This is a genomic window from Paludibacterium sp. (genome assembly GCF_019232825.1).
Taxonomy (GTDB): domain Bacteria; phylum Pseudomonadota; class Gammaproteobacteria; order Burkholderiales; family Chromobacteriaceae; genus Paludibacterium.
This window is the reverse complement of sequence record NZ_JAFAND010000080.1, coordinates 39,162-53,683: the sequence shown is the minus strand read 5'-3', so window position 1 is coordinate 53,683 and position 14,522 is coordinate 39,162. Positions and strand designations below refer to the sequence as shown.

Sequence of the window (14,522 nt, the reverse complement as noted above, 5' to 3'; positions counted from 1 at the left end):
CAATGGCCATTTTCGGCTCCGGATATGGATGGGATATCTTGTCGCGCGCGCAGTGGCTGGCGGCATGCACGGTCCATTACTGGGGTGATATCGATACGCATGGCTTCGCCATTTTGAATCAGTTGCGCGAGCATTTTCCCCATGTGGTCTCGATTTTGATGGATAGGGAGACATTGAACGCCCATCGCGAGCTATGGGGAGTGGAGGACAAGCCGCAACGCGCGGATCTCCCCAGACTGACCGTGGAAGAACGGGCACTCTATGACGATCTGCGCGACAACCGCCTCGGCGCAGGCGTTCGCCTTGAGCAAGAGCATTTGGGATTCGGCTGGGTCAGCCGCATGCTCGGGCAATTGCCGCGGTAATGCCGTGTCACGGTTGGGTAGCGTGCGTTCGCGAAGCAACGCACGGCCTGAGGACTCGCGCAAGACGTGCATTGCCTGCGGCGAATGCGCGCTACAAAACCTGGCCGGTGCTTTTGTTAGAGATTCTTACCCACACGTTATTCCCTGCCCCGGGGGCATCAGGCGCCGTTCTTGCGCCAGGCCCGCCAGCCGCCGAAGAGCGTGATCGCCAGCCAGGCGCATTGGGTGACGAAGGCGGCCAGGTTAAAACTGTGCGCCAGGGAAACCAGGATACAGAGCGGGCCGAAGACATTGAGCGCGAGATAACCGGCGCTATTCGTACGCCAGCCCATCAGCTGCACGCCGAAATATGCCGCCAAATAGGCGGTAACGCCAACTAAGCCAATGAGATCGTAGCGGTCCACGGGATGATCGCGATCCGTCAAGCGCGCCGGTCCGCCCGGTAAAACGGCACGTTCGCCGGCCGTAGCGGCGCGTGCCCGCGAATCGCGTCCGCCAGTTTTTCGGCCATCATGATGGTCGGGGCATTCAGATTGCCGGTGATGATTTGCGGCATGATCGAGGCGTCGATCACGCGCAGACCGCTGGCGCCATGGACCCGTCCTTCGCCGTCGACGACCGCCGTCGGGTCGTCTTCGGCGCCCATCTTGCAGCTGCAGCAGGGATGCAGCGCCGTTTCGGCGTGGCGGCGGACAAAGGCGTCGATCTCGGCATTGCTTTGCACCGCGATGCCCGGCTGGATTTCACGGCCGCGGAATCCGCTCAGCGCTTGCTGGGCAATGATGTCGCGCGTGAGGCGGACCCCGGCGCGAAATTCGCGCCAGTCGGCGTCTTGCGCCATGTAGTTGAAGCGCAGCCGGGGGGGCAGGCGCGGATCGCGTCCCGCTAGCTTGACGAAGCCGGTGCTGAGCGAGCGCATTGAGCCGACATGGCATTGGAAGCCGTGGCAGCGGACCGGATTGCTGCCGTCGTAATTCGCCGCCAGCGGGAAGAAATGGTATTGCAGGTTCGGCCAGTCGAATGCCGTGCCGCTGCGAATGAACCCGCCCGCCTCGAAATGATTGGATGCGCCGATGCCGCTGCCGCGCAGATACCATTCCACGCCGATGGCCGGTTTGTTCCACCACTGCAGCGCCGGGTAGAGCGTGACCGGCTGGGTGCATTCGTACTGCAGGTACATCTCCAGATGATCCTGCAGGTTCTCGCCCACGCCGCGTAGATGAAGGACCGGCGCGATGCCGTGCTGTCGCAACTCGTCGGCATGGCCGATGCCGGAGCGTAGCAGTAGCTGCGGCGAGCCGATCGCTCCGTTGCTGACGATCACCTCGCGTCTGGCGCGCGCTTGGCGCGGCTGTTCGCCTTGCAGGTAGGCGACGCCAACGGCGCGCACGCCTTGGAACAGGATACGGTCCGCCAGCGCGCGCGTGCGCACGGTGAGTTGCGGGCGCTGTTTGGCTTGATCCAGGTAGGCCAGCGAAGTGCTGCAGCGCCGGCCCGTCGGCGTGGTGGTCCGGTCCATCATGCCAAAGCCTTCCTGCTGGAAACCGTTCAGATCCGCGGTGCGCGGGTGGCCGGCTTGTTCCGCCGCTTGAAGAAAGGCCTCGAACAGCGGGCTGATATCGGCTTTGGGGGTGGTGACATGCAAGGGGCCGTCGCCGCCATGGTAGTCGTTCGGCCCTTTGTCGTAGGTTTCCGCCTTGCGAAAATACGGCAAGCAATCGGCGTAACGCCAGTTTTCCAGGCCTTTCCGCGCGGCCCAGCCTTCATAGTCGAGCGCATTGCCGCGGATGTACACCATGCCGTTGATCAGCGACGAGCCGCCGAGCCCTTTGCCTCTGCCCTGGCTCATGCGCCGACGCCCCATGTACGGTTCCGGCTCGGTCGAGTACGCCCAGTTATAGGTGGTGCCTTGCAATGGGTAGGCCAGCGCGGCGGGCATTTGCGTGCGCCAGTCGAGTCGCCAATCCGGCCCGCCGGCTTCGAGCAGCAGTACGCTGACATCCGGGTCTTCGGTCAGTCTGGCCGCCAGCACGCATCCGGCCGAGCCTGCGCCGACAATGATGTAATCGAACTCCTCAACCGTGCTCATCTCTGTCCTTTCCATTGCCCCACCGCCGGAGATTCGGGAATGTATCGTCTCCGCGCGGATTTGAGACCTCGCCCTTTTGGTCGGGTCTCAAATCCTTCAGGAAAGAGATAATGAAAAAGCGTGACGCCGTCATGCCGCCGGTCTGTTGGCAGGGCATGCCCGCCAGCGTCCAACAGGAGGAACACGGTGAGCATGCAACACGAGAAGGTCCTCGACGCCGGGGCGTCGATACATCAGGATGCCACTCAGGGCGGGGCGCTTCACATGCACCGTAATCTGAACTGGAAGGATGCGTTCTGGGTGACCAGCGGTGTGCCGGCCGGGGTGCTGTTCACCATCGGCGGGGTCTCGGCCACGATCGGCACGCCCGCGTGGCTGATTTGGATCGCGGCGATTCTGGTGGGATTCGTCCAGTCGTTTACCTATGCCGAGATCTCGGGGCTGTATCCGCACAAGTCTGGCGGCGCGTCGGTGTACGGCGCGATGGCATGGGCGCCTTACAGCAAGTTTTTGGCGCCGGTTTCCGTCTGGTGCAACTGGATCGCCTGGTCGCCCATGTTGGCCCTGGGGTCTAGCCTAGCGGCCAGCTATGTGCTCAGTAATGGCTTTCCCGCCGATGCCGCGATCAATACGTGGCAAATCACCCTGCTTGATCTTGGTGGCATCAGCCAGGGTCTGACCTTGCGCGTGAACGCCACCTTCGTGCTTGCCGCCTGTTTTTTGTTGCTGACGTTCAAATTGCAGCACAGCGGCGCAGCCTCGGCGGCCAAGACCCAAAAAATCCTCGGCATCGCCTCATTGGCGCCGCTATTGATCATCGCGCTGGTGCCCTTGGCGACCGGCGCGATGCCATCGCAGCATTTTTTGCCGTTGCTGCCCTTGGCGCACGACGCCGCCGGTGGCTCCGTGATGGGCAGCTGGAACGCCGCGGGCGTCAGCACCGCCTTGGGTGCGATGTTCTTGGCGTGTTGGTCGACGTTCGGCTTCGAGACCGCCGTCTGTTACACCCGCGAGTTCCGCAATCCCCGGCAGGATACTTTCCGCGCTATTTTCTCGTCCGGTCTGTTGTGCCTGTTCATGTTCATTGCGGTGCCCATGGCCTTTCAAGGCAAACTGGGCTTGCAGGGCATGCTGGCGCCGGCGATCGTCGATGGTTCCGGCGTCGGCACGGCCATGGCGCGTTTCATTGGCGGCGGGTTCCTGCTGACGCGCCTCATCGTCGCCATGCTGGTGTTGTCGATTCTGCTGATCGTGATGACCTCGATGATGGGGTCGTCGCGTACGCTTTATCAGGCCTCGTGCGATGGCTGGCTGCCGCGTTATCTGTCGCGGGTGAATGCCCAAGGCGCGCCGACCTGTGCGATGTGGACGGACTTGCTGTTCAATCTGCTTCTGTTGTTGATGTCGAACGACATGGTGGTGCTGTCGGTTTCCAATGTCTGCTACATGATTTTCGTTTTTCTCAATCTGCAAGCGGGGTGGATTCACCGCATGGACCGCGCGGACTGGATACGGCCCTATCGTTGCAGCCTGTGGCTGTTGGCCTTCGGCGCCGGGCTGGGCTATCTGGATCTGGTCTTCGTGGGAGCGGGCGCGAACTTTCAGGGCGAACACACACTGCGTAATGGGCTGCTGACGGTGCTGATGATCCTGCCGGTCTTTGCCTATCGCCACTACTGGCAGGACAAAGGCCAATTTCCGCCGTCGATGGCCGAGGACATGGCGCTGCCGTGCGCGCGCGCCGGGTTGCTGCCTTATCTGGCCTTGGCCGGCGGCATTGCAGCGCTGGCGCTGTCCGCGTTTTTGACGGTGCTGCCTGCCTAGTATCTATGGCGCACTGCCTTCGGCGAGTGCGCCCTACGCGAGTGCGCATCCGGGATCGTAGGGAGCAATCGCCGCGCAATGCGCGGCATTGCGCCAATGCCGCCGCGAGGCGAGACCAGGAGCTAACGCAGTAGTACTAGCACGCTAGATGTGAGTAGTGCGTTCGCGTAGCAACGCACCATAACATGAGGTTTACAAACAGGCCTTTACGCTCTCAATTCAAATTGTCGTCGCGATAGGCATAGATGGTTTGCAGGGCATTGCTCTTGTCGAACAGGTAGGTGACGTAGAAATTCGCCACGGCTCTGTAGGTGTACGTGAACGATTCATTCTTATGCTTGAGCGTATAACCCGGTGTGCCCAGCAGGTTTTCGACTTCCGCGGAAGTCGACTTTTTGATTTCGAAATGGTTTGCCGGCACCGGGGCGGCATTGGCCTGCGCGGGATGGACCATGATGTTGGAGAGCTGCGCCACAGGCAATCTCGAAACGCCATTCGGCATGATCCCTTGAATGCTCGTTGCTGCTTGGGAGTCCACTGAGATCAGCTTCATCGTCAATCGCGTCGCCAGTTCCTGGCGTTGCTGCATCTCATTGTCCGAGGCGGACGACTGAAAATCAGCAGCGCAGCCGCCGAGTGCGATGGTGAGGGCCACGAACGCACAGGCCGTTTTTTTATGCATGATCGATCCTAACAATTCCATTGCAGTTGAAATGTGACGGTAGTTTAGTACATATAACATAACAATATGTCACAAACAGTCACAAAACTGGCGATGAACTTGAATCGTCATGTCAGTGGGTGGGTGGAGCGTCGATCAGGGATCATTCTTCCCCTCCCGCGCCAACTCCGTTCGCACCAGGTTGATGAAATCGCGCACCAGCGAGTTTTGCTGAAAGCGCCGGTACACCATCCAGATCGACGATTGCGCCGCTTCGTCGGCGATGGTGCGGTAGGTGACGGTGCGCACCTGGATACGCTGCTGCAGGGCCGGGATGATCGCCACGCCGAGGCCAGCGGCGACCAGCGCGATCTGGGTGGTGGTTTCGCGGGCTTCCTGCACGATGCGGCGCACGAAGCCGGCCTGGCGGCACAGTTCGTTGATCTGCCGTTCCAGCGCGAAGCCGACGCCGCGCGGAAAGGCGACAAAGCCCTCGTGGGCGAAGCGGGCCAGCGGTACCGCCTGGTCGGGCGGCGTTTGCGCCATCGGGTGGGTGATCGGCATCGCCATCACCAGCGGCTCGCGCAACAGCTCGATCGCCTCCAGGTCTTGCGGCAGATTCAGCGGCCGCAGCATGCCGATATCCAGCCGCCGCTCCAGCAGCGCTTCGACCTGCGCCTGCGACGCGTGCTCGTGCAAGCTCAGCTGCACATGAGGATGGCTCTGGCGAAACGTCAGCACCGAGCGCGCGAACACTTCGACAAACGGCGCCGAGACGGTAATGCCCAATCGCAGAATGCCGCTCTGCCCCTGGTGGATATGGCGCGCATGGGACACCGCCAGGTCCAGTTCGGTGAGCAGGCGCTCGACGTCCTGCTGCAGCGCCTGGCCCGCCTCGGTCAGCTCCACCCGCCGGTTGGTGCGGTGAAACAGCCGGATGCCCAGCTCCTCTTCCAGCGCGCGAATCTGCTGGCTGAGCGGCGGCTGGGTCATGCCGAGGCGCTCGGCAGCGTGGCCGAAGTGCAATTCCTTGGCGACGGTAATGAAGTAATGCAGCTGGCGCAGCTCCACGGCGGACCTCGATGCTGATTAGGTCGTAAAACGACTCAATTAAGACGAATGATATTATAGAACCGAATATCGTATTTTATTAAAATAAAACAGAACGATAACTGTATTGATCGACCAATGAACACGCCTCATGACGGTGTACCCGTCCCGCAACGCTATTGGGCCATTGCCACGGTGGCCCTCACCATCAGTCTCTCCGTACTCGATGGCGCCATCGCCAACGTGGCGCTGCCGGCGATTGCCAACGATCTGCATGCCAGCCCCGCCGCTTCCATCTGGGTGATCAACGCCTATCAACTGGCGGTGGTGGTGTCGCTGCTGGCGCTGGCGTCGCTCGGCGATTTCTTCGGCTACCGCCGTGTTTACCAATGCGGCCTGGCGCTATTCAGCGTTACCTCGCTGCTGTGCGCGCTCGCCGGCAGCCTGCCGACCCTGACGCTGGCGCGCGCCGCACAGGGCTTCGGCGCCGCCGGCATCATGAGCGTCAATACCGCGCTGATCCGCATCATCTATCCGCGCGAGCACTTGGGGCGCGGCATGGCGCTCAATGCGCTGGTGGTGGCGTTGTCTTCCGCCGCCGGGCCGACGCTGGCCGCTGGCATCCTGTCGATCGCGCCCTGGCAGTGGCTTTTCGCCATCAACGTGCCGTTGGGCGTGGCGGCGTTTTTCATTGGCTTGAAAACCCTGCCGGACAACCCGGCCAAGACCGCCGGCCGCTTTGATTCCCTGAGCGCGCTGCTCAATGCGCTGACCTTCGGTGCGCTGATCGTGTGCGTGGACGGCTTCGGCCATCACGCCAACCCGTTGGAGCTGGGGGCGCTGCTGCTGTTCACCGCCGTGGTGGGCACGCTGTTCGTGCGCCGGCAGATGACGCTGCCCTCGCCGCTGTTGCCGCTCGATCTGTTGCGCATCCCGGTGTTTGGATTGTCGATCGCCACCTCGATCACGTCGTTCTGTGCCCAGATGCTGGCGATGGTGGCGATTCCGTTTTATCTGCAGAGCCAGCTCGGCATGAGCGCGGCCGAGACCGGCCTGTTGCTGACGCCGTGGCCGCTGGCCATCGTCGTGGTCGCGCCGCTGGCCGGCCGGCTGGTGGAGCACGGTCACTCGCCAGGTCTGCTCGGCGGCATCGGCTTGTCGATTTTTGCGCTGGGTCTGGCATTGCTCGGCACGTTGCCGGCGCACCCGCTGCCAGGTGATATCGCTTGGCGCATGGCGGTTTGCGGCATTGGCTTCGGCTTTTTCCAATCGCCGAACAACTTCGCCATGCTCTCCGCCGCCCCGCCGCAACGCAGCGGCGGCGCCAGCGGCATGCTCGGGACCGCGCGCCTGTTGGGCCAGACCACCGGCGCCGCGATGGTGGCGCTGTTCCTGAGCCTATTCGGCATCGCCGGCACGCGCGATTGCCTGCTGGTGGCGGCGGCAATTTCGGTCTGCGCGGCGGCGGTGAGCTGCTTGCGCATCGGCTCGCGCACCCAGGCCGCCGGCAAGAAGGTGAGCGAGGCGGCGCGGGCCTGAGGGGGTAGCGTGCGTTTGCGCAGCAACGCACGGCTTCAGGACGCTCGCAAAACGTGCGTTGCTGCGCGAACGCACGCTACAAGACTGGAGAGAAAGCCGTCCCGCAACCCACTACACTGAGAAATCATCCAACCGATCTGTGGGGGTCTCCGTGCGATTGCCCTCTTACGCCATCCGCCGGCTCGGCTGCTGTCTGGTACTGCTTGCCAGTACGGCAGCGTCGGGCGCGCCGCCGCTCAAAAACTGGTTCAACGACCCCTTCTTTCAGGTGCGCGATCGTATTGCCAACTGCCCTCGGCCGCTGGGCCCCTTCATTGCCGAAACGGATATGAAGCTGCAAGAGCATTCGCGCGTGGAGCGCGGCACCAGTTGCTGGCTGGCGGGAAAGTGCAAGAAGCCGAATGCCTATATGTACGACGCCGACATCGGCAAGGATCTGCAGCGCCGGTTTGCCCAAAGCCGCCGCTTTGCCGATGCCAGCTTGTGGATCACCGTGCAGCGCCGCTTTGTCTACGTCGAAGGTTGCGTGCACGGCAAGGTGGTTGTGGCGGGTATCGAGGCCTTCGTCAAGCAGACGCCGGACGTGGAACTGGTGATCCAAAACACGATCGTCGGCACTCGTAAGCCGAATTATCCGGTGATGCCGAAGTCGTCAGCCATCGGGACAGAATTTTCGCCTTTCGCCCCTAGCGGTTAAAGCACGCTCCCCCAAGGTAAAACCACCGTCTGGCCCCATGCTAGGCTCTTGGACAATTTCATTGCCCATTCAGGAGCCTAGCCATGCCATCCAGACGATTGACCCGCGTGTGTTGCGCTTTGCTTGCCGTCGGCATGCTGCATGCCGCCAGCGCTGCGCCCGCCATTTCGGACGCGCGGGCGGACGCGCAGGCGGCCGCATGGGTGAAACGGATGACGCTGGACGAAAAAATCCAGATGGTGCATGGGGTGGGGATGCCGTCGCCGGTGGGTGGGGCCAGCTACATTCCCGGCATTCCCCGCTTGGGGATTCCGGCGCTGGCGAGCGCGGATTCGGCCGGGGGCGTCGGCGGTCTGAACGTGCCCAAGAGTCAGGCGACGCAATTTCCCGCACCATTGGCGTTGGCCGCAAGCTGGGACCCGTACCTGGCGCAGCGTTACGGCGCCCAAATCGCCAAGGAGCTGCGCGCTCTTGGCTTTGGCGAGGGGCTGGGCGGCGGCATCGATCTCGCGCGCGAGCCGCGTAACGGCCGCACCTTCGAATACCTGGGCGAAGACCCGGTGCTGGCCGGCGTGCTGTCCGCCGCGCGCACCCGGGGCACCCAGTCGCAAGGCGTGATCGCCACCGTCAAGCACTTTGCCGCCAACGATCAGGAAACCCAGCGCTTTACCTCCAACTCGGTGGTCGACGAGCGCACCTTGCACGAACTGTCGCTGCTGCCGTTCGAGATTGCGGTCAAGGAAGGCGGGGTTGGCAATGTCATGTGCGCTTACAACTTGGTCAACGGCAGCAAGAGCTGCCAGAACAAGGTGCTGCTGACGGACGTGCTCAAAGGGCAGTGGGGTTTCAAGGGCACGGTGCAGTCGGATTGGCTGATGGCGGTCACCGACACGGTGCCGGCCGCGTTGGCGGGGCTGGATGAGGAGGAACCTGGCTCGCAAGACGACAACGCGGTGAATTTCGGGGTGCACAGCCATTTCAATCAGTGGCTGAAGGCAGCGGTGCTGGATGGCCGTGTGCCGGTATCGCGCTTGGATGACATGGTGCGCCGCAAGCTGCGCACTATGGTCAAATTCGGCATCGTGGCGAACCCGCCCGCGCGTGGCGGCGTAATCGACGTGGCGGCCGGCCATGCACTGGCGCGCGAGGTGGCCGAGCAGTCGATGGTGCTGCTCAAGAACGATGGCGCCACTTTGCCGTTGGATCCGGCGCGGATTCGCTCCGTGGCGGTGATCGGCGGCCATGCCGACGCCGGGGTGCTGGCGGGCGGCGGGTCCGGCGGGTCCGGCGTGCAGTCGAGCGGCGCCGCACCGTCCCCCGATAACGCCGTGGCCTGTCTGCAACCGCAAGCCGCGATCGGCTCGGATCATTTCATGACCGGCTGCGCCACCTGGTTCAAGTCCTCGCCGCTGGCCGCGCTGCGCGCGCGTGCCCCGGGGATGTCGTTTAGCTATCTGGACGGCCATGACGTTGCCGCGGCCGCCGATGCCGCCGCCCAGGCGGATGTGGCCATCGTCTTCGCCACGCAGTGGAGCAGCGAAGGCATGGACCTGCCGTCGCTGACGCTACCCAATGCCGAGACCGATGCGGCCAATCAATCGTATGACCAGGAAGCGCTGATCCGCGCCGTGGCGGCACGCGCCAAGCGCACGGTGGTGGTGCTGGAGAACGGCACGGCGGTGACCATGCCTTGGATCGGGCAGGTGTCGGCGGTGCTCGACGCCTGGTACCCCGGCATGGAAGGTGGCCCGGCGCTGGCGCGCGTGCTATTCGGCGACGTCAATCCCTCGGGCAAGCTGCCGCTGACTTTCCCGCAACGCGATGCCGATCTGCCGCAAAAGCTGATTTCAGCCAGTACCGCCGACGTGGTGTACGGCGAAGGCTTGCGCATGGGGTACCGCTGGTTTGACGCCCAGGACATCGCGCCGCTGTTTCCCTTCGGTTATGGCCTGTCCTATACGCATTTCGGCTTGAGCGGGCTACAGTCGCGACGGGGCGCAGATGGCGGTGTGACCTTGCGCGTCACGCTGCGTAATACCGGCAACCGCGCCGGCGCGGAGGTGGCCCAGGTTTACGCCAATCTGCCGGCGTTGAGCGGCGAACCGCCCAAGCGCCTCGTGGCTTGGCAGAAGGTCATGCTGGCGCCGGGCGAGACGCGCCGCGTGACGATCGAGGTGGCGCCGCAGCGCCTGGCGATATGGGACGTGTCGGCGCATCGCTGGCGCATGCCCGCTGGCCCGGTCGGCCTGGCGGTGGGGACGTCCTCCCGCGACGCGGCGGCCCTTGGCGCAACGGTGCGCGAGGATGGTGGTTATCTGTGACCGGTGCGGAACTGGGCGGGCGACAGCCCCCAGTTCGCCCGGAAAAAGCGCGATAAGGCGCTTTGCGAGCGGAAGCCCAGCCGTGCGCTGATGTCGCCGATCGCCATGGTCGTTTCACTCAGCAGTCTGTGCGCTTCCTGGGCGCGCAGACGCGACCAAAGCGATTGAAAGGTGCTGCCGTCTTGCTTCAAGCGGCGCAGCAAGGTCCAGCGCGACACATCGAATTGCCGGCACAGCGCTTGCAGCGCCTGTTCGCTGTCGCTGGCGCCGGCCGGCATGTGCAGGCGCGCTTGCAGCGCGGCATAGACTTGCTCGTAGAAGTTTTCCCGCCGGGATAGACGCTGCCGCGCCGCCTCCACTTGCGCCTGCAAATGGCGCTCAACCAGCGGTTGATGCAGGCGGTAGACCGTGTCCAGCGCGTCGGACGCGCAAGTGAAGCGGTTGGCGGGGCGGTTGAAGCGCACGCGGACGCCGAGGTGCTGCGCGATGTCGACGGCGGGGACGTCCAGCGTGTGCTGCAGCTCGATCTCAACCTGGCACGGCGCGCCATCCAGCAAGTGCCGCAGGATGTTCAGCACCAGCACGAAATTACTCAAGGCGCTGGCCGCCGAGCGCGGCATGCCCGCTTCGTTCACGTATTCAAGCCGGATACTGTGTTGCGTCTGTTCCAGAATGACGCTGTCCACCTCGCCGATCAGGCCGCGATGCTCGACATAACGGACCACGCCCAGCCGGGGGGTGCGGCTCACGCTCCACAGCGCGGCCAGCTCGGGATAGTGCGGATAGATGGCTTCCAGCGATGGCGGCAAATCGCTGAGGGCGAAGGGGGTCTGCTCGGCCAGACGCAGCATGCGCAGGTGCTTATCGCCGGCCAAGCGGCCGTCGCGCGCCTCCAGGTCATCGGCGGTGATGCCGGTCAGCCGGCAGAATTCCGCCTCGGCGATGCCGATGCGGCGCGCCATGTGCATGAAATTGCCGATCAACCGTGACGAAACGGTCTTGTGGCGGATGCCCCCAGGCATGGGAAAGGTCAGCATGGCCGATCTCTTGGCAAAGAGTCCAGGCCATTATCCGCGTGGGCATTGTTGTAATGAATGCGCTACATCAGTCGGATGCGTCGTGGGCAAGCGGAGGGGGCGCATGCGTTCGCTGAGCCAACGCACAGTCTCTTGTCCGATGGGCTCAGGTTGAAAAGCCCCACTGAAGTGGGGCGCGTCACCTGTATTCAGCGTGCTACCTGGTGAAATTGATGACAGTGGTGGTCGCGGGCGGCAGAGGATTGATGCACTCCATACGGATGGTCGTGCCCGCTTGTGTAAACGAGGCGACATAACCCGGCGAGATGGTGAAGTTGCCTGCGGTCGATTGCGTATAGACAGCGTGTGCGCCGCCTCCGGGCACGAGTACGATGCGATCGAAGCTCTTGGTGATGGTTTGAGCATCCTCCGGTTCGATCGATGCCACGGCATTCACGCCGTTGTACAACATGAGCCGGACTTGGAACGGATTTGAGACAGGGATGCTATTCAAGGTGACCATTTCGTTTTCCTTTGTGTTGGATTGCGGATGCGCGCTCCCGATTTGCGTTGAAGCAGATCCGGGCTACGTTAAAACGTGGCAATCGCATTGAATGTGAAATGGTGCAGCTCGCCGCAGGTTTGCAAATAAGCCCCTGCCGCCCGAAAAAGGAGCAGGGCGCCCTATGACGGATGGCGCCCTGCAATCGATTTGTTGACAGACCCTAGGCCGCGGCTTCCGGTTTATACCCCACCCGGAATCCTCCCCAGTGCTCGCCGTTGACGTAGATCGGCACCGACAGGTCGTGCATCACCTCGCCGGTGTCGCGCTGGTAGGTTTGAATCAGCATGTCCTGGGTGTGCGAGCCGCAGCGCTTGCCGGTGCGGTCGTTGAACAGCCGCTTGGTGCGGTTGCCCACCAGATCCTTTTGCGGGTCGCCCGTCAGCGGCTGGCTGAAACGGCGGTTGTGGGTCGGCACGTAGCCGTTTTTATCGGTGACGATGGCGAAGACGATGTCCGCGTGCTGCTGCAGAATCGGCTCTTGGATGGCGGGCAGGACGTCGTCCAGCAACTTGTCGAACGGCGTGCCGTACTTGACCGGCTGGGTGTTGGGAATGGGGGTGTATTGATTGGAGAACAACGCGGCGCGATTGATGCGCCCCTCCGCCAATAGCTTGGAAAACAGCGCGCCGATCTCCTTGGCGGCGTTGCTGGCCACTTCGAAGATCCGGCGGTGGTTCACCGGCATGCCCTGCCGCACCATTTGCCGGAAAATCTGCTCGCCCGGCTTATCGGATAGATCCGCCGCCGCGGTGAGCTCCTGCTGGAAGGTGGCCATCAGCCCATGGCTGCTCTCCGCCTGGTTGGCGATGACCTCGGCCGAGGCGGCGGTTTTATCGGCGCCATGATAGATATTGTCGACCAACTCGGCGGTTTGAATCGCATCCTTGAGGATGTCGCCCAGTTCGGCGCCGATGTCGGCCGCGGTGGTCGACACCTCTTTCGCTTCGCCGGACAGCTGGCTGATGGTGCTGACCGCCTGTTCGGTGTTGGCGCGCACGGTGGTGATGATCGAGGTGATGTCGGATGACGAACTGGCGGCGAGATTGGCCAGCTTGCGCACCTCGTCGGCCACCACGGCGAAACCTCGGCCGGCCTCCCCGGCGCGCGCCGCCTCGATGGCGGCATTCAACGCCAGCAGGTTCGTTTGCTGGGCGATCAGCTGGATGTTGGCCGACGCGCGCAGCACTTGGTCGATCTGAGCGGACAGGGCTTTCAACAAGACCTCGGAGTCGCCCGCTTGCGCCGACATGCTCTGCATGCGCGTAACGGTATGCATCAGCCTGACGGACCCGGCTTCCGCTTTGCTGCGGGTGCGGTTGGCGGCCTCGGTGGCGTCATGGGCGTGGCCATTCACCGCCGCGGAGAGCGAGCGGATGGCGCCGGATTCCTGCCGGATCAAAGCCGATTGCGAAACGACTTTATCCGCGTCCTGCGTCAGCCGGTTGAGCCGGTAGCAGACTTGCGCCAGGCCCAATCCCATCTCGTTGAAGTTTGCCGCCAAGGTCCCCGCCGAGCCATCGACCTGTTGTTTTTGACTTTCTTCAGGTCGCGCTTCCGCTGTGTTCTCTTTTTTACGCCAGAAGATCATGTTGGTCCCTTAAGAGGAAAGGGGTGCTATCGAGTTGTTATTACGTTGTCACATTAAAACTAGCACAGTAATACGATTGGGGTGTTGGGGAGGAGAAGTCTGCCCGCAAAAGGTTTCGGCAGCGAAAGCCCCGCCGATGGGCGGGGCTGGCTTTGCATCGTGTTACGGCGATCGCTGGGGGAGCGTGTGGCTCAGCGGTCGTGGCAAAGGACGGCAGGGAACGGCAATCAGCTTGCCGGGTCGGAGGCGAATTCACTGACGGAATAGGTCGACGCAACCAGCGCCTCGGCCATCGCCTGCGCGGACGCCGGGCTAAAGCCGAATTGGGTCACCAGCCGTTCGGCCAGCTGCTTGGCCTTGTTGTTGATGGCAATGGTGTCGTCGCTGGTGGAAACCATGACGAAGCCAAAAGGCCGGGCCATGCGCAAAACGTCATTGAAGGCGACGCCTATGCGCTCGGCGCCGATCTTGGTGATTTGGGTGCAGCAGCGGGTGATCAGCGGCGACGCGTCTCCGGTGACTTTGGCCGTGAGGTACTCTTCAAGGGAGGGCGGCGGGAATTCAATGCCCAGGCGGTGGCCCAGATTGATGAACTCGGCGAGTTCTTCTCGAATCGCATCGAGTTGCTGATCGGTCAGTGATACAGAAATGGTATTCATCGTCATCTCCAATGCTCGGTTAAGTACGCTCGTGGTTGCCGGCGGGTGACACCGGCAGCGGCCAGCGGGCTTTCGCCTGGCTACTTTCGTGAGTCGCAACCTGTTGCAGGAGATACAGCTGGGTCCGAAAATTATCCATACTAAGAGT

Annotated in this window: 13 protein-coding genes; 5 read left to right on the top strand and 8 right to left on the bottom strand. The window is 62.9% G+C overall.

Annotated elements, in window-relative coordinates; genetic code table 11:
- The coding region (locus JOZ06_RS10235; protein WP_293232066.1) for a DUF2220 domain-containing protein at positions 1-365 on the top strand (365 nt) is incomplete at its 5' end.
- A 158-nt stretch (positions 366-523) separates the two neighbouring features.
- Here the strand turns inward: JOZ06_RS10235 and JOZ06_RS10230 are convergent.
- Together JOZ06_RS10230 and betA are read right to left on the bottom strand one after the other, a co-directional pair.
- Positions 524-790, bottom strand: a complete 267-nt coding sequence (locus JOZ06_RS10230; RefSeq protein WP_293232064.1) for a cyclic nucleotide-binding protein — start codon at positions 788-790, stop codon at positions 524-526.
- Positions 787-2,454, bottom strand: a complete 1,668-nt coding sequence (gene betA, locus JOZ06_RS10225) for a choline dehydrogenase (protein WP_293232062.1) — start codon at positions 2,452-2,454, stop codon at positions 787-789. Before betA ends, JOZ06_RS10230 begins: the two co-directional genes overlap by 4 nt.
- Before the next feature lie 192 nt (positions 2,455-2,646).
- On the opposite strand from betA, the gene JOZ06_RS10220 reads away from it, so the two are divergent.
- Entirely contained in the window at positions 2,647-4,278 is a 1,632-nt protein-coding gene (locus tag JOZ06_RS10220) for an APC family permease (RefSeq protein ID WP_293232068.1), read from the top strand.
- A gap of 214 nt (positions 4,279-4,492) precedes the next feature.
- Here the strand turns inward: JOZ06_RS10220 and JOZ06_RS10215 are convergent, their stop codons facing one another.
- Positions 4,493-4,960: a hypothetical protein gene (locus tag JOZ06_RS10215; RefSeq protein WP_293232060.1), complete on the bottom strand. Its 468-nt coding sequence runs from the start codon at positions 4,958-4,960 to the stop codon at positions 4,493-4,495.
- A gap of 135 nt (positions 4,961-5,095) precedes the next feature.
- Positions 5,096-6,010, bottom strand: coding sequence for a LysR family transcriptional regulator (locus JOZ06_RS10210; protein WP_293232058.1), 915 nt, complete (start codon positions 6,008-6,010; stop codon positions 5,096-5,098).
- 117 nt (positions 6,011-6,127) lie between these two features.
- On the opposite strand from JOZ06_RS10210, the gene JOZ06_RS10205 reads away from it, so the two are divergent.
- The 3 genes from JOZ06_RS10205 to JOZ06_RS10195 all read left to right on the top strand — a co-directional run bounded on the left by JOZ06_RS10205 (position 6,128) and on the right by JOZ06_RS10195 (position 10,546).
- Positions 6,128-7,528 (top strand): MFS transporter, encoded by a 1,401-nt coding sequence (locus tag JOZ06_RS10205; RefSeq protein WP_293232056.1) that lies wholly within the window; start codon positions 6,128-6,130, stop codon positions 7,526-7,528.
- Between the two features lie 151 nt (positions 7,529-7,679).
- Complete coding sequence (locus tag JOZ06_RS10200; RefSeq protein WP_293232054.1) at positions 7,680-8,225, top strand: BON domain-containing protein; 546 nt, start codon at positions 7,680-7,682, stop codon at positions 8,223-8,225.
- Positions 8,226-8,308: 83 nt separating this feature from the next.
- The gene (locus tag JOZ06_RS10195; protein ID WP_293232052.1) at positions 8,309-10,546 is read left to right on the top strand and encodes a glycoside hydrolase family 3 C-terminal domain-containing protein; all 2,238 of its coding nucleotides are present in this window, start codon (positions 8,309-8,311) and stop codon (positions 10,544-10,546) included.
- Here JOZ06_RS10195 and JOZ06_RS10190 read toward each other — a convergent pair.
- The 4 genes from JOZ06_RS10190 to JOZ06_RS10175 form a co-directional block, all read right to left on the bottom strand.
- On the bottom strand, positions 10,537-11,583 hold the full coding sequence (locus JOZ06_RS10190; protein ID WP_293232050.1) for a helix-turn-helix domain-containing protein: 1,047 nt from the start codon (positions 11,581-11,583) through the stop codon (positions 10,537-10,539). The two genes, JOZ06_RS10195 and JOZ06_RS10190, sit on opposite strands and share 10 nt — an antisense overlap.
- Before the next feature lie 196 nt (positions 11,584-11,779).
- Positions 11,780-12,085, bottom strand: coding sequence for a hypothetical protein (locus tag JOZ06_RS10185; RefSeq protein WP_293232048.1), 306 nt, complete (start codon positions 12,083-12,085; stop codon positions 11,780-11,782).
- Between the two features lie 202 nt (positions 12,086-12,287).
- Complete coding sequence (locus JOZ06_RS10180) at positions 12,288-13,715, bottom strand: methyl-accepting chemotaxis protein (protein WP_293232046.1); 1,428 nt, start codon at positions 13,713-13,715, stop codon at positions 12,288-12,290.
- Positions 13,716-13,942: 227 nt separating this feature from the next.
- Complete coding sequence (locus JOZ06_RS10175; RefSeq protein WP_293232044.1) at positions 13,943-14,374, bottom strand: DUF4088 family protein; 432 nt, start codon at positions 14,372-14,374, stop codon at positions 13,943-13,945.
- Between the last annotated feature and the right edge of the window lie 148 nt (positions 14,375-14,522).